At 41.8% G+C, this 19,061-nt stretch carries 16 protein-coding genes; 7 read left to right on the forward strand and 9 right to left on the reverse strand.

The annotated features are described in order from the left end of the window. Positions 1 to 1,392: a TolC family protein gene (locus PNK_RS04895; protein WP_079992809.1), complete on the reverse strand. Its 1,392-nt coding sequence runs from the start codon at positions 1,390 to 1,392 to the stop codon at positions 1 to 3. A 334-nt stretch (positions 1,393 to 1,726) separates the two neighbouring features. On the opposite strand from PNK_RS04895, the gene PNK_RS04900 reads away from it, so the two are divergent. Continuing rightward, positions 1,727 to 2,155, forward strand: coding sequence for a hypothetical protein (locus PNK_RS04900; protein WP_197560231.1), 429 nt, complete (start codon positions 1,727 to 1,729; stop codon positions 2,153 to 2,155). A 72-nt stretch (positions 2,156 to 2,227) separates the two neighbouring features. Here PNK_RS04900 and PNK_RS04905 read toward each other — a convergent pair whose 3' ends face one another. Continuing rightward, the gene (locus tag PNK_RS04905; RefSeq protein WP_059060650.1) at positions 2,228 to 3,022 is read right to left on the reverse strand and encodes a hypothetical protein; all 795 of its coding nucleotides are present in this window, start codon (positions 3,020 to 3,022) and stop codon (positions 2,228 to 2,230) included. Positions 3,023 to 3,218: 196 nt separating this feature from the next. Between PNK_RS04905 and PNK_RS04910 the strand changes: the two genes are divergently transcribed. Then, complete coding sequence (locus PNK_RS04910) at positions 3,219 to 4,049, forward strand: hypothetical protein (RefSeq protein ID WP_059060652.1); 831 nt, start codon at positions 3,219 to 3,221, stop codon at positions 4,047 to 4,049. 38 nt (positions 4,050 to 4,087) lie between these two features. Here PNK_RS04910 and PNK_RS04915 read toward each other — a convergent pair whose 3' ends face one another. Then, a complete protein-coding gene (locus tag PNK_RS04915) occupies positions 4,088 to 4,990 on the reverse strand; it encodes a DUF6492 family protein (RefSeq protein WP_032125463.1) in 903 nt (300 codons plus the stop codon). A 415-nt stretch (positions 4,991 to 5,405) separates the two neighbouring features. Here PNK_RS04915 and PNK_RS04920 point away from each other — a divergent pair, with 415 nt between their 5' ends. The 3 genes from PNK_RS04920 to PNK_RS13005 all read left to right on the forward strand — a co-directional run bounded on the left by PNK_RS04920 (position 5,406) and on the right by PNK_RS13005 (position 8,335). Continuing rightward, entirely contained in the window at positions 5,406 to 6,668 is a 1,263-nt protein-coding gene (locus PNK_RS04920) for a hypothetical protein (RefSeq protein WP_059060654.1), read from the forward strand. A 146-nt stretch (positions 6,669 to 6,814) separates the two neighbouring features. Continuing rightward, positions 6,815 to 7,855 (forward strand): tRNA dihydrouridine synthase, encoded by a 1,041-nt coding sequence (locus PNK_RS04925; RefSeq protein WP_231909304.1) that lies wholly within the window; start codon positions 6,815 to 6,817, stop codon positions 7,853 to 7,855. A 324-nt stretch (positions 7,856 to 8,179) separates the two neighbouring features. Continuing rightward, on the forward strand, positions 8,180 to 8,335 hold the full coding sequence (locus tag PNK_RS13005; RefSeq protein WP_079992810.1) for a DUF3309 family protein: 156 nt from the start codon (positions 8,180 to 8,182) through the stop codon (positions 8,333 to 8,335). Positions 8,336 to 8,391: 56 nt separating this feature from the next. Here the strand turns inward: PNK_RS13005 and PNK_RS04930 are convergent, their stop codons facing one another. The 3 genes from PNK_RS04930 to PNK_RS04940 all read right to left on the reverse strand — a co-directional run bounded on the left by PNK_RS04930 (position 8,392) and on the right by PNK_RS04940 (position 11,428). Continuing rightward, positions 8,392 to 9,168: an SDR family NAD(P)-dependent oxidoreductase gene (locus tag PNK_RS04930; protein WP_059060656.1), complete on the reverse strand. Its 777-nt coding sequence runs from the start codon at positions 9,166 to 9,168 to the stop codon at positions 8,392 to 8,394. Positions 9,169 to 9,254: 86 nt separating this feature from the next. Next, positions 9,255 to 10,439, reverse strand: coding sequence for a hypothetical protein (locus PNK_RS04935; RefSeq protein WP_059060658.1), 1,185 nt, complete (start codon positions 10,437 to 10,439; stop codon positions 9,255 to 9,257). 188 nt (positions 10,440 to 10,627) lie between these two features. Then, positions 10,628 to 11,428 carry an inositol monophosphatase family protein gene (locus PNK_RS04940; protein WP_059060661.1) on the reverse strand — a complete coding sequence of 267 codons (801 nt, stop codon included), beginning with the start codon at positions 11,426 to 11,428 and terminating at the stop codon, positions 10,628 to 10,630. A gap of 1,044 nt (positions 11,429 to 12,472) precedes the next feature. Between PNK_RS04940 and PNK_RS04950 the strand changes: the two genes are divergently transcribed. Further along, positions 12,473 to 12,907, forward strand: a complete 435-nt coding sequence (locus PNK_RS04950) for a hypothetical protein (RefSeq protein ID WP_059060666.1) — start codon at positions 12,473 to 12,475, stop codon at positions 12,905 to 12,907. 124 nt (positions 12,908 to 13,031) lie between these two features. Further along, positions 13,032 to 13,559: a methyltransferase gene (locus PNK_RS04955; RefSeq protein WP_079992811.1), complete on the forward strand. Its 528-nt coding sequence runs from the start codon at positions 13,032 to 13,034 to the stop codon at positions 13,557 to 13,559. Positions 13,560 to 13,635: 76 nt separating this feature from the next. On the opposite strand, the gene PNK_RS04960 is transcribed toward PNK_RS04955, so the two are convergent. From PNK_RS04960 to PNK_RS04970, 3 genes are all read right to left on the reverse strand, one after another. After that, complete coding sequence (locus PNK_RS04960) at positions 13,636 to 15,240, reverse strand: peptide chain release factor 3 (protein ID WP_032125470.1); 1,605 nt, start codon at positions 15,238 to 15,240, stop codon at positions 13,636 to 13,638. 114 nt (positions 15,241 to 15,354) lie between these two features. Further along, positions 15,355 to 17,166 carry an ABC-F family ATP-binding cassette domain-containing protein gene (locus PNK_RS04965; protein WP_059060668.1) on the reverse strand — a complete coding sequence of 604 codons (1,812 nt, stop codon included), beginning with the start codon at positions 17,164 to 17,166 and terminating at the stop codon, positions 15,355 to 15,357. A gap of 180 nt (positions 17,167 to 17,346) precedes the next feature. Continuing rightward, complete coding sequence (locus PNK_RS04970) at positions 17,347 to 18,888, reverse strand: FAD-dependent oxidoreductase (protein ID WP_059060669.1); 1,542 nt, start codon at positions 18,886 to 18,888, stop codon at positions 17,347 to 17,349. Positions 18,889 to 19,061 lie beyond the last annotated feature (173 nt).

Here is a 19,061-nt window from a genome sequence, read left to right on the forward strand (position 1 = left end):
TTATTCTTCTCCTTCACAGGCTTCTCGGCAGTGATTTCCAATGATGTCAAATTTCCCGCCCACAGCTTTGTTCAAATTGACTTTAGCTACCCAGTAATCCCTTAGAGCAAGATAGTAATTGTAATAAGCTTGAAGTTGGTTGCGTTTGCTATCGAGTAGAGCATAAATTCCTATTCCCATGACATTGTAAAGCTCTTCTGTTGAATTTACGATCTGCTCTTGATTGGGTAAAATTTTAGTTGCATAAAAGATGACTTGATTGCGGAAAACAAGCAAAGTATTTCTGGCTTTTCTCACCTCGGCATAGGAATCGATCTCTAAGCCGATTAAATCGGCTTGGGCTTGCCTAAATTGAGCCATGAAGCGTTTGTTTACGGCTTGGCCATAATTAAAGATGGGGAGCCTGGCTGCAAACTGAGGACCCGTTACACGTATGCCATCGGAATCCCTTTCGGTTAGAATTCCTCCTTGCAAGTCTGTAAACGTCCACCCTTCGGCTGTTGGAAAAGATCTTCGGATGCGTTCAACTTCCCATCTTGCAGCTTGAATATCAAGCCTTTCATTAAAAGCCTTCCACTCCAAGCAATCTAAATCTAATTCACATTCCGGTATAAAAGAGAATTCATCTTCTATGATCCAGCAGCTGTCATGGCTCAATCCCATGAGTCGATTGAGCATGTCTCGCAGTTCGATCATCTCTTTTTCGACTTCTACAAGTTCGACTGTTTTTTCTAAATACTGAGCCGTGCGCAAGTTAAGATCTAAATCACTAACGTTGCCAATCCTGTTTTGCGCAAGGGAGATCTGATTGGCCACTTCAGCCAATTCAATCATCATTTTAAGCAGTGTTTTCTTTTTGTGGGCGGCCATCAATTGGTAATAGGTTGTTTCGACTTCAAATGAGAGTAGAATGATTCGATGACTGACTTTATAAATCACAGCTTGTAATTCGGCCGCGGCAATCTTTGTTCTTAGAGGAATAAGGAAAAGATCGAGAAAGCTCTGCATAACAGACAGCTCAGTATTGCTTTTCAAATGCTTTTTGTCTGGATAGCGAATAAATCCTTCAAAGATCGGATTAGAAAGGAGACCTGCTTCGATTAAATCGGCCTGAGCAATGCCGACCTCTTCAAAGGCAGCTTGAACGTGGGGGTTGTTGAGGAGTGCGATTTGAACTGCCTGATCGATAGAGAGCTTTTGGTTAGCCATCTTGTTAATAATGTCTGTCAAAAGAGAGTCATGATAACATTCTTTTTGCCAATCCACCTCTTGGGCTATTTGTGCCCGAACTAAATTTGTAACTTGCTCTCCGTTTTCCCTTCCAATAATGGAACAGCTACTCATTAAATAAGCGAGAAGATAAGAAACTAAGCAACTCCATTTATTCATCATATCGATCCATCATACCCGATTTTTAATAGCAGCTCATCTTCTCAAAAAGCAAGTTTTTTATTGAATGTATGCTTTCAAAACCATTCCTCTTTCTAAGCTCCTTCTCGAGTCAAATGTCTGAAGCTTCCCATTTGTAAGAAGCATCTTTTACGGATAAATTCCAATATTTAAAAAATATTTTATTTACTTTTTACACCCCTGTTTTTAGAGTAAGGTTTGAGTTGCTCTATCAAAATTCTACTTGTGCCTCACCTAAATTCTCATTTGATTACCAGTTATTTAGAGCGCGCTCTATCTAAACGAGAAGTGTGGAGAAAATAATTAAGGAGAGAGTATGGTCATGTCTGATGAGGTTATTAAGCAGCCCTGCGATATTTCGTATTGTAGAGAGCCGAGTTATCAAGCCTATCAACTTTTGCATTTTGTCTTTACAGTTGCTCCTATCCTTTTTGGACTGGATAAATTTTTTAATTTCATGACTAACTGGGAACAGTATCTTTCTTCTCCATTTAATGTCTTTGGAAATCCCCATACAACCATGCTTGTTGTGGGCGTTATCGAGGTCATTGCAGGCATTGGCGTATGGCTAAAGCCAAAAATCTTTGCCTATATCGTAGCCCTTTGGCTGCTTGCCATCATCATTAACTTACTATTTCTCCAGCATTATTACGATGTGGCTTTGAGGGATGTAGGTCTGCTTTTTGGGGCACTTGCACTCGGAAGACTAAGTCAAACGTATGATCATTGCTATAAGTGCCATTAAGCCGTACTCTTTTGTTTTGCGAAACTTGTCGATTGACAGACTGTGCAAGGCCTTTTTTCTTCAACGTCTTTCTCACTGATTTTGATTTTCAAGCTCTTGAAAAATAGCTAGTGCATAGGCTTGCTTTTCTGGCGAAAGGAACTGCATGGCATTTCGCAAGTATCCCTTTCTTTTTATTTTCCACTTTTCGGTGTCAATGAATGCGATTTTATTTTGATAGGTAAAGGGCATGTTGTGAAGCATGGAATCTAGTCCTCTAAAGTGATAAAGAACGATACATAGCTCTCTTAACACCTCATCTTCAATATGATAGTATTTTTGAGCTACCTCTCCAAAGGGATCTGCTCCTCCGCTACAAATATCCATTTCCTCAACAATCAGAATATAGGTTTTTTCCTTCGTTTTTGAGTCATTGAACTTTTTTGGCAGTTGGTATAGCCACTTTTTTGGAACGGTAATGTGTTGCAAGCGGTTTTTTGCAATAAATGTTCTAAGGCTGCGCGCACCACTGATGCGTTTTAGGTAATTGTTGACTTGGTCTTTTTGCGAAATGGGATTGCTAAATTTTTTAAAGAGATAATTCTTGATGGAGGGGTGGCGAGCGAGCATCAAGTTGCGGTGTACCCTGTCGAGCACTTGAAAGCCTGCCAGATGCCAGTGAGATGGGGATTCAAACATGTTTGAATCATTGAAAATGTTTTTTAAGGCAGATTGAAGAGGGTGGTCATTGGGCAGTAAATACTCTTTTAGTTCGTGCTTGCGAAGGGAGAATTCATTTACGCATTCGTGACTTTGTATAGGCGTAAAACAGAGGTGTAATCCGAGGATTAGAAGAGCCGTTAGAGATAATCTGGAAAGAAACTGCATAATGATAACCACAATTGATGAGTTGATGTGGTCCGACATTCTATGCAAACCTTATTTTTTGATCCAATCTCTTGATTTATTTGAGTGGAGTTTTTTATACAGTAAGACACTCTTTTTGACAGGTTTGCAAATGATTGAATCTACTTTTACATAGCCTGCTTGTAAATCTTACCATTAAAACATACTGAAGGTTGATATGTTAAAAAAACGGACTATTCCTCTTGTTATTTCTCTTTTAACACTTCTTTTTAGTTCTCATGCCTCTCTTTCTGCCGATTTAGAGTTGAGAAAGAAGCAAAACGAGAATGGAGCGGATAAGGCTTTAGAGCCTTATATGTTGCCCCGAAATCACCCTTTGAAGGGATATTTAAGCATTCTTTTTAGTAATCCTAATATGTTCAAGTCCTCCAGCCATTTTAGAAAAGCTGGCTTTCACGTCATTAGAGGACATCGCAAGCTTATGGTGGGGGGACATCCTCATGTACCCGATTACCTCTTTAAAAAGTTCCCCAATAGCATGCCGCAAGCAAAGCAGTTAGAAAATTTTCTCAAGCGCCAAAAAGGGGCTCAAGTCTTGCGCAATTACATTCTAACACACAACTACAAGTACCTTGTCATTCCGCAAAAATGGCTTATTAAACTTCCCCGATCATTTTCTCAAGGCGATAAAGATCGTTCTTACGTCTTAGTCGTCGATAACATGGATATTCACAGAGATTACAATGATCCAAATGGCATATGCCGGCAGCTTTATTACAATATGAGTGTAGAGATGTTAACCGAGCTTTGCACCATTTTACATGCTGTAGGAGGGTGTGATGCATTTCCGCGCAATCAGCCTTTTACTAAGGAAGGTAAAATAGCTTTTGTAGACACGGAACATGTGGGAAAAATGAAGGGGCATTTCCTTAAGCACATTGTGCCTGCGCTAAACGAAGAATTGCAAGCTTATGCAATTGCTTTGTGGAACAAGCTCGAAGATGAAGAAAACGAGCGAAGACTTGCTAAGCGGTCAATCGATGGCTAGGGATATAATAGGATGGGCTTTTAAGCCCATCCTTGCACTTATTGATTGGCATAAATGCTGGGCCACTTTCCTTTCATATATGTATGGAAAGAGACAAAGTGGTAGCCATCTCTCTTGTAATAGGGCCAATCACTTAAATGAGCACTATTAGCCCAGATCAATTCCCGTATTTGGACTTGGTCTGTGTGTCTTAGAGCGTAGTTGTAGTAAATCTCGTATTCCGAAGCTCCTTTTTTTCCCTTTGTATCAACAGACGAGCAAAAGGCGACCCAAAAGTCACATTTGTGGTGCTTTTCAACAGTCTTGAATAATTCTTTCAAAATAGGTTTTTGAAAGAGCATATGATGGCACACGCTATAGAACTCTGGATAAATGCGCTCATAGCCTGGCACTAAACGTTCGGCGTGTTTAAAATAGGGCTCTTTACCAGGAGCATAGCTGATGCAAAAAAGGCCGCCATTCGATTCATTAAGAAATTTGACAGGATTCATAAAAATGGTGTCGGCATCGATGACGAGCACGTTTGAAGAAATGCCTGGTATAACGAATGGGGAATAGAGCTTCAATAGTTGCTGCAAGTACCATCCAGCGCCACGGTTCGATTTTTTGAAAAACTTTTCGCTTTTTTTCTTGTCGCCTCGTCCAATGACGAAAGCAATGTCGTTTTTGTTGAAGGGGAATTTTGCTTCATCAAACCATTCAGCATTTTCAGTTAACTTTGTCTCTGATACGACGATGACTCGCCTGACATTGTGCCCATTTTCGCGGATGCCATTGATACAATGGTCTAATGTTTCTTTGTCTTTAGGATGAGAAACGATGACGATATCAATAGGATCATTAGCCAATCGATACATTTTTTTGGTATGCTGATTTTTTTCTGCATGTATGAAAGTATGAAAACACAAGATAAATAAGATTAGCAGTAAGCGTCTGTTCATAGTCTCCTCGTTAAAATTACAGTGGATTTGAAAGGATGATAAACCTTTGTCTCGATTGTAGGGCAATGCAGCCTTTACGAAATAATCTAACGCAAGGCTTACAGTTTCCTAGCTTAGTCTATCGATAGTGGCTTCCGTTTTGCTCGATAGTGTGTGAAAAGTGTTTTTTTAAATTTGTATTTGCATTTGGAATATTCATTTGAAAGAAAGTTCTTAACAATAAGCGGCTTTTTCGTAAAGTTCTTTTAAAAAATTGCCATAAAAGAGGGGCTAAAGCCCATTTGTCCTTTGCCAAGAGTGGATGTATGGAAAACTTCTTTACGAAAAGAGGGATCGCTCTTATTTCTGGTGAAAAAAAATCTTAACTCCAATAGAAAAGGTTTTCTTCGATTTCATTATTTAAAAAGGGTGAGTCATGCTGCTGATTCTAATCTTTGCTTTTTTAGCGGGCCTAGTAACCATTCTGTCTTATTCAATCCTTCCTGTGATCACCCCGTTGCTTCCGCCAAATGACCGTTTGGATAAAAGCCGAGCCGTAGCCATTTTGACGGGATGGCTCGTGAGTTTTGTCGCTTGTTTTACGGCTTTGACTTTATTTATGCAGCACTTTGGATTGCAGGCTACGGCTGTCAGATATACAGCTGTTTTGCTGATTGGTTTTTTTGGATTCGTTTTAGTCCTTCCAACCTTTAGCTTGCTATTTGCTAAATGTGTCGCTCTATTTACAAAGTGGAATACAGACCTGCTTTTTTCTCCAAACATTGAGGAGGAAAAAAGAGGAGGCATCTTATTAGGAGGAATGCTCGGTCTTACATGGGCCCCCTTTGCATGGTTGATATTAGCAGCTTGTGCCACGCTCATGACGACTCAGCACGTCACAGCCGTTAGCACTCTATTGGCCTGCATTTATAGTCTAGGAGTTGGAGTCCCCTTGTTCCTTTTCGCATCAGGAACGCGCCCGTTCATTGATGAAGCACCAACTTATGTAGATTATGCTGATAAAGCTCGTCAAGTCATTGGCGGTCTTATGATTGTAACGGCTGCGATTTTTGCCTACAATTGGGATACCTTCTTTGAGCACGCTGTCCTACATGACCTGCCCGATATGCAAATTGAAAATCAGGCTTGGGTAGACAAGCAGCTCCAACCCTTACGCTCTCCAAACCCAAGTTTTCCCAATCAAGATCAAGACCCTTTTTCAAGAATCATTTCAACTGCTTCAGTAGACATCACGCCTGCCATTTACTTAGGGTATGAAAGGGGAAACTCTCTCATGCAAACACCTCAGCTTCTACCTGATCTGACCTACTCTTATAACGATCGCTTCGATACAATTGGGCTGAATCAAGTGGGATTGAAGGGAAAATGGGAGGCTCACGCGAATGATATTCTTTCTCAGTCCAATACTTCCCAGTTGAAGGTCAATTTTAAAGCCGACAGAGTCTATCTTGTTCTTGGAGGAAAGAGCGAACTGCCAATCCAATTGCAATTGGATGGTAAACCTATTCCTGCGAATTATCATTCAAGCGATGCCAATGACACAGGGGACATTTTTGTCGATAAGTCGCGCCTTTATCAGCTTCTCAATTTAAAAGGCGAAAATGGAAGGCATGAACTTGTCTTGACAATTCCTCAAGGTATTAAAGTCTATGCTTTTACGTTTAGTGGAAAAGAGTGAAATATCCCTTTAATCAAATGAGTTTTCTACATATAATTAATCTGCTTATTTTGGCGTTGGTTAAAAGATGCACGTTGGAATTCAGGTAATCGTCATCTCTTGGTGATTAACCATCTTATTCACAATCCTATAAGATCCCATTTATTATGAGTACTTTGCTTCCCAAACAACCCTCTGGTTGCCCTTATTTATTTCTTGCTCCTATGGAGGGAGTGGGAGACCGCAGTTTTAGACGAGCGATGGCGTCGATTGGTGGCTTTGATGAGGCTTGTACTGAATTTATGCGTGTTCCAACTAATGCTCATGTTCCGAGTTTAGCGAAACGTTATGAGGCGGATGAGACTCATCCCATTCCTCAGGCAGCCCAGCTGATGGGATCCGATCCCGATTTAATGGCAGAGATGGCGAGAGCCGTTGCAGAGAGAGGAGCCCCTCGTATCGACCTTAACTGCGGATGCCCGTCTAATACTGTCACGGGAAGAGGAGCTGGATCGAGTTTGTTGAAGGAGCCAGAGCATTTGTATAAAATAGCCAAGGCTTTGGTTGATGCTGTGGATATTCCAGTGACGGCTAAATTGCGATCCGGTTTTGCCGATACGGCTTTATTTAAAGACAATTTACTAGCAGCCCAAGCAAGTGGAATTAAATTTCTCACCCTTCATCCCCGCACCAAAGTCGATGGCTATGGGCCGCCTGCAAAATGGGACCTGATCGCTGAAGCTAAACAACTTCTATCTATTCCCGTTGTTGGAAATGGCGATATCCTGACTGTCCAAGATGCTTTAAACATGCTGCAGCAAACAGGCTGTGATGCGTTGATGATTGGACGAGGAAGCGTCATCAATCCCTTCATTTTTCACGAAATTAAAGCCTCCTTTTCGGGAGAGCCCTATCACAGAACGTGGCAGGATTTTGAACGCTATATCCAAATTTTTACGCAGGACATGATTAATATGCCAACAAAGGGGCAAATTAATAAGCTTAAACAGCTGATGAGTTTCTTGTTTAAAGGCAGCTCCTGGCTTCGCAGTAAAAAGCAGGATGTTTTAACCACGCGGTTTACAGAAGTCCAAGACTTTCTAACCTTTGCCCTCTCTCTTTATCGAGAAGGATGGGAGCAACCTAACTGGCTTGAGACACTCGATTGTCGCGATGAGTCAAATTATTGTTCAACGAATGAATGTTAAAGTACGTTTTTCTCTTTGACCTGCTTTCATTTCTTTTTCTGTAGGTGCAAATTGTCGCCTTATAAGCATTATTAATGTTTCATTGCATAAATAAAAAAATTGAACGTGCTATAATTAAAAATATCGCACCCTCTCAGGGATAAACTTTGCTTTGAGCATAGGGGTATTCTGTAGAGGCCAGCTTCCTAAGTCGTTGTTTTTTGATTGTAACTATTTCTTTGTTAGTGAAATAGGGTTGATTGTAGTCGAGATGCATGGATATGGGAAGCCTATATTCGTTCAATAGGTTGTATGGAATCTTATCATCAAACAATGGAGTAGGTTATGTTAAGTACTATTCTGTTAATTTTATTGATTTTGATTTTATTAGGCGCACTGCCAACCTGGCCATATAGTGCTGGTTGGGGATATGGCCCAAGCGGTATCTTGGGTACCGTATTGATTATATTTATTATTCTAATTTTATTGGGAAGGATCTGATAATTGCCTAATATATTTTGAAGCCGGTAGCTAGATTTTGCGACCGGCTTTTTGTTTTATTGACGTCTGTGAATAAGGCTTGTCGATGCTTGGCACTTTGGATACAAAATAATATCGGCGATGTTGACATGGGAAGGACGAGAAGCGGCAAAGATAATGGTTTCGGCGATGTCGGTTGCTGTCAAGGCTTCTACACCCTCGTAAACCTGATTGGCTTTCTTTTCGTCGCCCTCAAAACGAATCAAGCTAAACTCGGTTTTAGCCATTCCAGGGGAAATCAGGGAAACACGAATCGGTGTAGAGACGAGTTCCATGCGCAGAGTATCTGTTAACGCCCGTAGTGCAAATTTGGTCGCACAATACACACCTCCTCCCGGATAAGTCGAATGGCCAGAGATGCTTCCAACATTGATCACATGCCCGTCATTTGCTTTTAGCATCGATGGTAAAATCAGTCTCGTTGCTGTCAATACTCCTTTAATATTCGTATCGAGCATTTCATTCCAGGCATCCGGCTGAATCTCCCATAGCTTGTCCAATCCTTTAACCATGCCTGCATTGTTAATCAAAATGGTTGGCATTTCAAAAGAGCCTTGGAGCTTGATTATCTCTTCCTCAACTCTTTGATAATCAGTTATATCTGTCGCAATGAGATGGCTTTGAGTTTGATAGCGTTCTTTTAACTCTTGCTGCAGTTGTTCGAGCCTCTCTTTGCGTCTGGCTAATAAGATGAGGCGGGCGCCCTCTTTGGCAAACAGGCGGGCCGTTTCGGCTCCAAATCCAGAGCTGGCGCCTGTAATCATGACTGTTGATTGGCTGAACAGAGATGTCATAATGGTTCGCTCCTTTACGAGCTGAGGCGTTGAATCTTATCTCATCATAGGATTCAACGCCTTAGATTTACAGTTATTTTTGGAAACTAGTTGCCATGCTTAACAAGTTGATCCCAGTAGTCGCGCATGTTTGAATTCAAAAAGGGACGGATGCTTTTGTAGTCTGGGCCTTGAGAAGGATATTCTGTATCAATGAAGGCAAAGACTCCCTGTTTTGTAAACGAAATGTTATCTGGGCGATAGCTGGATCCTTTTGCCCGGCTGATGATGGCATAGAGTTCATCAAGATGGGCTTCTGTAATGTCATGAGACCAGACGTGGAGGTTAGCATCCTTTGAGACTAAGTTCATATCTTTGGCTAACAGCAATGCATAATGCCTCGTATGAGAAGAGTCTAATGGAGGAGATGGGTGTTCTGGAAGAGGATAGATCCATTTAGAGGCGACTGTAAAAAAGCGAATTTTTCGACTTTTAATGATTTCATCAATTTTTTTAGCCCCTTCACATCGTTTAGCAAGCCAATGCCAGCTTGGGCGCTTTCTTTTTTCTCTCAATTCATCATCCATATAAGCTTTGACAAGGTAGCCAGACAAGAGCGGATGTCTTGCCACGTGTACGTAAGAGCGAGGTCCTTGTCTGAGGGTCTTAAAACCCGCTTTTTTAAATGTTTTTTTATTGGTCGTGACACGCTGTTTATAAAAGATCTCATCCAGTTTAGCTTTCATCGGATGATGGTCCTCAATGATGTAAGGACGTATCTTTGCTTTCACATTTTTAGGGATGACTGTATTATTTTCGAAGTCTTGGTTGATGGCTGCTGTTTGTTTTTTGCATAAGCTTGAGCATTCTTGATCGACTGCCTTTTCCCATAAGGCTGCCACAGAATGATAAGCTTTGTCTAAAAGCGCGCTTGTCTGCGCGCTATTGCCATTTTTAGCTTGGCTGTAAAGAGTATAGGCTTTTTGAAGGCCATCTGTAGCTTCTTCTACAGCAGGGGTGCTGGGAAGAGGGGCGATTGCTTGAGATGCGCGGACCCACAGATTGTCAATATCCTGATCTGTAAATAAGCTGTCATCTGCAGACAGAAATGTTTTTGCAGCGGTGCTTTGATCTTGAAGAGAAGAGGTCAAAGAAGCCAATGCATGGATGTATTCGTCTTGCACACTTTGATCGATTGGAATTGCAAAAAGATTGGCAAGAGGCGTTGTGAGCAGAAAAAAATAGCTGACACCGGATAAAAAATACGAAGGAAGGCGCTTGAAATTAGTCATAAAACCCGTAACAATAAATTTCAGTTCAATTTAAAGTGGCTAGGTTTAGCATAATAGTCATTCAACTTCAATCTGAAAATTAATCGTTTCTTTCAAAATGCCTATCAATGAGGCAGTAAGGAAGTATTTTTTTTAAATCGAGTTTCTTGGCGGGTTTTTAAGGGCAGATTTTAAAAAACATTCACGCGTTAGCTGGTGAGGTGTATGAGGAGTTGCTGGTGCAGGGCTTGATTCGTTGCTAAAATGCTTGAGGAAGTGGTGAAGGGTTGGTGAGGCTCTTTATAAAAAGTCAGTAAGCCCCCAGCTTCTTGAATGAGCAGTTTACCAGCTGCCCAGTCCCATGGGTGTAGGTGATTCATCCAAAATCCATCAAGCTTACCTGCTGCCACGTAAGCTAAAGCTAATGAAGCCGAGCCTAAATTGCGTAAAGTTGCTCCAAGCCTTGTTAAATGGGCTAATTGTTCAATTCCAAGTGTGGGATGGTCATGTACATCATAGGGAAATCCGGCTCCAATCAAGGCGTCTTCTATGAGTTGAGTGGAACTGACCTTAAGCTTTTCCCCGTTTAGATAAGAGCCTTTATCTTTTTCTGAGACAAATAATTCATTTGTAAGGGGCTGATAAATGACTCCACATAGACTTTCATTTCGGTAATAGGCGGCGATGCTTACGGCAAACAAAGGCAAATGGTGGGTAAAATTAGTCGTTCCATCTAATGGGTCAATGATCCATAGAATATTTTCTTCGTCGATGGATTGCGATAGACCGCTTTCTTCTCCCAGAAAGGCATGAGAAGGAAATTGTTTTTGAATAGCTGCAATGATACAAGCTTCCGACTGTTTGTCGTATTCTGTGACGAAATTTTGCCTGCCGGGTTTAGCCGTAGTTTGATAAGAGGTACCAAACCCTTTTCTAATAATTTCGCCGGCTTTGAGCGCCGCTTGCATAGCAACAAAGGTCAGGGAAGACAGGTCAAAAGAAAGGGGCATGTGATTTCTCTCATACGTTTTTGAACTAGAAACTTGAGACGGGAGTCAGAAAATGTAAAGTTGCGATGTTTTGATTCTTTCATAGCCTATCTTTTCTTGCTACTTTTATTGCCTCTATCCACGGTTGACTGAGGATTAGACGGTGTTCAAAAATAAAAAATGAAGGGTTAAACAATAGAATAAAGTTAACTTTCCTTATTTTAATCGCCAATCTCGATATTCAAAAGCCTTTGCTTCCTCAACATATCAAGTAATTGAGGAAAGTATTTCTTCCCTGAATGAAGAAGATCAAGAGCTGGTTTTGTATTCGCGTTATTTTGGCGAGTGCTATGCGAAGACAGGTCAAATTAAAAGAGCAAGAGCACAATATAATCATATATTGCATTACTCTACAAATTCAGAGCTAAAAGAAAATCTTTACTTGAAGGTGCAGAAATATCAATGGCTTACCATTCTTGCTAACAAAGATGAAGACATACTTAAAAAATAAGACCTGTTGAAGAATAGTATGATATTAATGGATGTTTAATTCAAACAGGTGAATATCGATATCATTATTAGCAGCTAGGATGATGACTTCCAGTGTCCCTCAACCCGTTATAAGAAGGTATTCACAAATTAACCGAATGGATCAATCGATCGGATTTTGTGAATACCCTTTAGTGCCCACATCACTAGTGATGCGAAAATTCTTTTAAATCTCAACTCTATCAAGATCTGTGTCATCGTGGCCTTCACCAACTTCCACTATGATTTCTAGCAAGCCGTAGCAGGATGTGGAAGGGTACTCTAATTTTATGTATAAAATATTTTAAATTTGTTGTGGGAATTAGCCTATTATTCTATTCTTAGACTAGAGTCAGCGAAAGAATGCTTAAAAGCGCATCTAAGGTGTCCAACATTCTCTTATAAATCCACTTCTTATTTTCACCCTGTGGCAATAAAGAGATGAAAGCATTCTATCATGAGAGAAAAGTCATCCTATTCAAGCTGAATGGGAAATAGACTTAGAATACAAAACTAAACATTAACAAGAGATTTAGTATGGCTTCTAGAAATCATAAACAAGAAAATGGCAGCCGAATGGCTTTCCGGATACCTGATCAACAGGTAGGTCAAGCGAGTTCTTCTCTAAGCGGACAAGGAGCAAACCCGGTCTATTGCATAAAAAATGAGGAGGAAGAGGCTCTCAAGTCCGTTTCTTTTTCTATAGCCATGGAAGACGAAGAGTTTTCTGATAAAACATTAGTCAATTCAAAACCTTATCGCGCTGCAGGCAATGGGGATGATGAGGCCGATGATGATTCTAGCGATGATGATGATTTCGATGACGATGACGACGATTACGATGACGAGGATGAAGATGAGGAGTCCGATGATGATTCTAGCGACGAAGATGATGAGGATGAAGAAAATTTCTATTCAAATTATGCTAAATGTAATCTTCAACAATTAAGACAAATCAGAAAATGCGCTTGAGAAAGCCGTTTTCAATTGGCTCAAATTAAAAGCTTTAGCACTTATAAAAAAGCGGCTTTAAGTCGAAATAAGTCACGCCTTGGCCCCAGGCTAAAACCTGGGGTTTTTTCATGAGATTGCTCAAATGGAATGGGTTCTGTTTCTTATCCTTCTCCTCTTCTTTCTGCTTAATATTTTATGGTATTCATGGCGTTATGGGATTACACCTACGCCGACCTCCTCAAAAGTTAGAAGAGCGATTCTGAAAGCTCTGCCTTTGACTGTAGATGGTAAGATAGTTGAGTTAGGATCGGGGTGGGGGCATTTGGCGCTTGCATTAGCTAAGCGTTATCCTCAGCATCCGATTGATGCTTACGAAATTTCACCCATTCCTTTTCTTATTTCATGGTTATTGATCAGGTTGAAAAAATTGAGCTGGGTGCACTTATATAGAAAAGATTTTTTTCAGGTTCCTTTAGCCAATAGCGCGCTGATTGTGTGCTATCTCTATCCAGGAGCTATGTATAAGTTGAAAGAAAAGTTTGAATGTGAATTAAAGCCCGGTACGCTGGTTTTAACTCATACCTTTGCCATTCACGGATGGACTCCTATTCACAGATCCTATGCTGACGATCTTTACCATACACCCATTTTTATTTATCGCATGGGCTGACATTTCAGGTTGAAATCATTAACGCAGAGCTTGCCTGAAGGGTGGCTCTGCGTTGAGCCTATCGTGTGTGAACGGTTTAAGAAAGAATGTCAACGAGTTGGTGGTCCGGATTTTGCTTGATAGCATACTGCTTTTCCCATTGCTCGCTAAATAAGACCATGGGGCGGTCAAAGCGGTCCTGAACGATGATGGCTGTCGTCGTTTTTTTGAATGTATCTTTATTGCCAAGTAGCCAAGCGCTGCATTGATAGGGGAGGGGGCTGACAAGTGTTTCTACGCCATACTCATCTTTTAATCTATACTGCATGACTTCGAATTGAAGCTGACCAACAGCGGCAAAAATTAAGTCTCCGCTAAGGTCAAAGGGCCTAAGCAATTGAATGGCTCCTTCGTCTGTTAGCTGTAAGACGCCTTTATCGAAAGACTTTCTTTTGCCCACATCTTTCGGTTGTACACGTGCAAAAATTTCAGGCTGAAATTGAGGGAGCGGTTTGAAGTTGAAGCCGCCAGTTAAAGAGATGGTATCTCCAATGGCAAAAACGCCGGGATTGATCACTCCAATCACATCACCCGCGTAAGCGATGTCGAGCGTCGTTCTCTCACCTGCCACCATTCCGTGGGGTCGTGATAAGCGGACTTCTCTACCTAAGCGATGGTGCTTGACGACTAAATCACGATCGAAGCGTCCGGAGCAAATCCGCAAGAATGCCATGCTGTCGCGATGTCGCTTATCCATATTGGCTTGCAATTTGAAAACGTAGGCGCTAAACGGTGTTTGAATGGGGTCGATTTCTACATCTTCGCCTTTATCGCTGTTGGCGAATCTTATGTGAGGAGAGGGTGCTAAATGGATAAAGGCATCGAAGAAGGGCTCAATACCGAAGTTTGTCAAGGCGGAAGCGAAAAAGACAGGTGTGACATCGCCTGCCAGGAAGTCGTTTTGGCAAAAAGGATTGCCGGCCATTTCAAGCAGTTCTAATTCTTGCAAGAGCTGTTGGTACTGTTCTTCTCCTAAGCGTTTTTTTACTCCTTCATCTTCTAAAGGAAGCCGGGCAATGCCTGCTTTTTGGGCTCCCCCAGCAGAAATTTTAGAGAAAAATAAACATTCACGTGTTGCGCAGTCAACGACTCCGCAGAAGTCCTTACCAGCCCCGATGGGCCAGTTAAAGGGGGTGGAATGGATTTGTAAAACATTTTCAACCTCATGCATCAGGTCAAGAGGATCGCGACCTGGCATATCCATTTTATTGATGAAGGTTAAGACTGGGATTTTGCGCAGACGGCACACTTCAAAAAGCTTGCGCGTTTGCCTTTCAACGCCTTTTGAGGCATCAATAACCATGATAGCGCAATCGGCGGCTGTCAATGTACGGTAAGTATCTTCTGAAAAGTCTTCGTGGCCAGGGGTATCGAGCACGTTGATAATAGTATCTTTATAGGTAAACTGCATGGCAGATGCCGTGATGGAAATCCCTCTTTCTTGTTCCATGGCCATCCAATCCGACGCAGCCGCCTTGCGTCCCTTACGGCCTCTCACCATTCCGGCTGTATGAATCATTCCAGAATAGAGAAGCAGTTTTTCAGTTAAAGTGGTTTTACCGGCGTCAGGGTGGCTGATAATTGCAAAGGTACGCCTTTTCTGGCAGGCTTCTGATAATTGCTGTATATCACTTGGTGTCATAGAAATTTACCTAGTTTTTCTCAAAGAACAGGATGAATAAAGTCTTTTAGTATAAAGTTTTATGTTATTTAATTCATCCTTTTTAAGACCCTTTCTGGGGACCTAAAGTTCAGGTTAGGAAGCGTTCTTGGATTCCAATTCTTCCCACCGCTGGTAGAGAGAATCTAAAGTCGTGTGCTTTTGATCGAGTTCTTCACAGGCTTGTTGAAGTTTGTCAGCCTGGCTTGCCACTACGGGGTCGTGTATGAGGACTTCGAGTTTTTTGATTTCCTCTTCGAGCTGCAAGATTTTTCCTTCGATCTGTTCCCACTCTCTTTTTTCTGAATAGCTCATTTTTTTGGAGCGGCTCTCCGCTGGACGGCTAGTTGAACTCTCTTTTTTTTCTTCTTTTTCTTTAGAGGGGGCTTGTTCGAGCCGCGCTTGGTGGTACTCCCATTGACGGTAATCGGCAAAAAGGGTTGCATCGCTTTCTGTTCCAAGTCCTAGAATCACGTTGGAGATTTGATCTAGCAAATAGCGATCGTGCGAAATGAGCACGATGGCCCCTGGAAAGTCGCTTAAGCTTTCTTCAAGAATTTCAAGGGTTGGAATGTCTAGGTCGTTGGTCGGCTCATCGAGTAATAAAATATCGGCAGGCTTAAGCATGAGGCGCGCTAAATGGACCCGAGCCTTTTCTCCTCCTGATAACTGTCCGAAAGGAAGGTCCAGACGGTCTGGACTGAATAGAAAGCGTCTGCACCACGAATTGACGTGGATGGGCTGACCACGATAATATACGGTGTCGCCTTCAGGAGCCAATCCACGCCTTAAAGTTGTATCGTCTGGGAGCTGGGCACGGTGCTGGTCAAAATAAACAATTTTGATTCCATCCGCATATTTAACCGTCCCTTTGTCCGGTGAGAGCTCTCCCATCAATAAACGGAGCAAAGTTGTTTTGCCGCTGCCGTTCAATCCAACAATCCCAAGTCTTGTGCCAGGAGAAAGAGTTAGGTCGACTCCAGCAAAAAGCTGGCGCTCTCCCATGGATTTGGTAAGATTGGTTGCAACTAGTAATTTTTGAGTGTCGCGTTTGGTCGAGGAAAAGTCGATTTGCGTTTTTGTGTCTTTATTGCGAGTTTTGATGTCGTCCAGTTCTCCAATCAGCCGCTCTGCCTCTTGGATGCGCGACTGAGACTTTGTTGTACGTGCTTTAGGATTTTGCTTCAGCCATTCCACTTCCCGCCTAACTTTAGAAGCTAAAGAGCGCTCTTGCTGGACCTGGCCGCTTAAAAATTCATCCCTTTTCTCTAGGAAGGAACTGTAGGAGCCTTCAACGCTAAATAGCCCTTTGGGATAGCTCTTGTTGAGCTCGATCATGCGGGTCGTGATGTGTTCGAGAAAATAGCGGTCGTGGCTAATCACGATATAAGCAAAAGGAGCTGTTTTAAGAAACTTTTCGAGCCAAATGACCCCTTCTAAATCTAAGTGGTTAGTAGGTTCATCGAGCAGAAGGACGTCGGGCGATTTAACAAGTTCGACGGCCAAAGCCAATCGCTTTTTCCATCCCCCTGAAAGAGAAGGGGCGAGAGTTGTAAATTCTGTAAAGCCTAGTTTACTGAGGGTGATAATGGCTTGAGTTTCTCTTTCCTCGGCGCTTAAATGATGATCGTCGGCTAAGGCATTGCTCACAATGTCCTGTAATGAAAGCGCTGGAAAAATGGTTTCTTGAGGAATGTATCCGACCCGCAACGATCGGTTACGTGCAACAGTTCCTTCATCGGACGGTTCTATGCCTGCTAGGATTTTTAATAGCGTTGACTTGCCCGATCCATTTGGCCCAATTAATCCAATTTTATCACCGCGAAAAATTCCCAAAGCCATGTCTTTAAATAACAGGCGTGAGCTGAATGATTTGGTGAGCCCTTGGCAGCTTAAGAGTAATGTCATAATAAAAATAGTGAATGTCGCAGCTTTTAATGAGGAAATTATCACTAATTGCTGAATGGATTAAATAATTAATTAAATAGTAGTTTATCATAATAACAATTTTTGCCAATGAATGACAAGAAAAGAATAGGAAAGGCGTTTTTCTTTTATTCAGGGGCAATTGGCTTTGTGAATCTTTTTTCAATCAATATTTTTTAAAGCGTCTTGAGCCGGTTTTAAAGGGCTAATTGCTGGTCCATTTAGAACATGACCATCTGTTGCAAAGCGAGAGCCATGGCAGGGGCAATCCCAGCTCTTTTCGCTTTGATTCCATTTGACAAAGCAGCCCAAGTGAGGGCAGACGGCAGAATAGCAATGCAAGCCTCCTTCTGAATCGCGGTAAATGGCATATTTTTTTAATCCCTTTCTAATAATCGCTCCTTCGCCGGAGTGGAGTTGGTTTAAACGGTCGATTTCACCAGGCATTAGCCACTCGCCGTATTGAGCTGCAACGTTTAGGTTTTCCTTTGTGAATTCTGTAAAAGCAGACAGTGTTTTGCGTGATGGGTCATAGAGATGAGCCCAGGGATTTTTTCTTTTCATGATTAAATCGGTTAAGAGCAATCCAGCAATGGTACTATGTGTTAAGCCATTGCCAGAGTCCCCAGTTGCAATGTAGACATTGTCGTCGTGAGGATTGCGTCCAATGAATGCTAAGCCATCTATTGTTTCAATAATTTGGCCTGACCAGTAAAATTCAACCTTGCTCATATTCGGGAAGCGCTCTTTTGCCCAGTTCTCGAGAATGAGATATTTTTCTGAGGGATGCTCTTCCTGTCCTGTTTTATGATCTTCTCCGCCGATGATAATCCAGTCGCTTTCTTCGTCGCTCGGATGTGAATACAAGCGGATATAGTGATAGGGGTCCAGAGTGTCATAGTACAAGGCCCTTGGAATAGATCCTTTTGGAATGCGTGCTGCTATGACGTAGGTTCGATAGGAAGCTTGTTTAGTATGAATAAAAAAGCGATCATTGATGGGTGTATTAGTTGCGACAATGACTTGTCTGGCAGAAATTTCATGGTTTTCTTCGGTAATGATGCGGCAAATAGATCCATCGATTACTTGCGTAACAGTCGTATGGGAAAAGATTTTCCCTCCCATTCGTTCGATCGCTTTAATCAAACCCAATAAATATTTCATAACGTGGAATTGGGCTTGATGAGGACAGCGCAAGCAGGGGCCTGTGTCGAAGTGGGGAAAGGGCGCCTGCTCAAGGCGCTCAACCGGCATATTCAATTTCTGCAGGGTGGCAAATTCTTTAGTTAGAATGCAGGGAGGATCCTCTGGAGCCCGAAACAAATAGGCATCGAGTTCTTTAAAATCACATTCGATGTTTTCTTCTTCGATGATTTTTTTAACTGTTTTGATGGCCTCTAAATGGCTCTGAGCAGCTAAATAAGCGCCCTCTAGCCCTAATAGACGTTCAAGCTCGTAAAAGCGATCATCTAAAAGCCAAGCCAAGTGACCGGTAGTGTGGGAAGTTTCTCCCGAGCCTATTAAACCACTTTCTAAAACGGTGACAGCCAGCCCTTCTTTGCAGAGTAAATAAGCGCAAGTGAGCCCGGCAATGCCTGCTCCGACGATGCAGACGTCTGTTGCAAGTGAATGATTGAGCGAAGCGAAGGAGGGGAGCTCTTCTTCCATCCATATTGAAATGCTTTTGTTTTTATCTATGGACATAGGATTCCCTTTCTGTATGATGATAAATCACTTAAGACATTTAGTCAGAAAGATTCAAATCTGCAATCTAGTCGATTTTTTATAAAAACAGAAATTATTTTTTATAATCTTTTTTTGTCTCTCTTTCTAAAAAAAAACTGATCGTGTTAAATGTTGGATCGGCCTATAAAAAT

This window comes from Candidatus Protochlamydia naegleriophila (assembly GCF_001499655.1).
GTDB classification, from domain to species: Bacteria; Chlamydiota; Chlamydiia; order Chlamydiales; family Parachlamydiaceae; genus Protochlamydia; species Protochlamydia naegleriophila.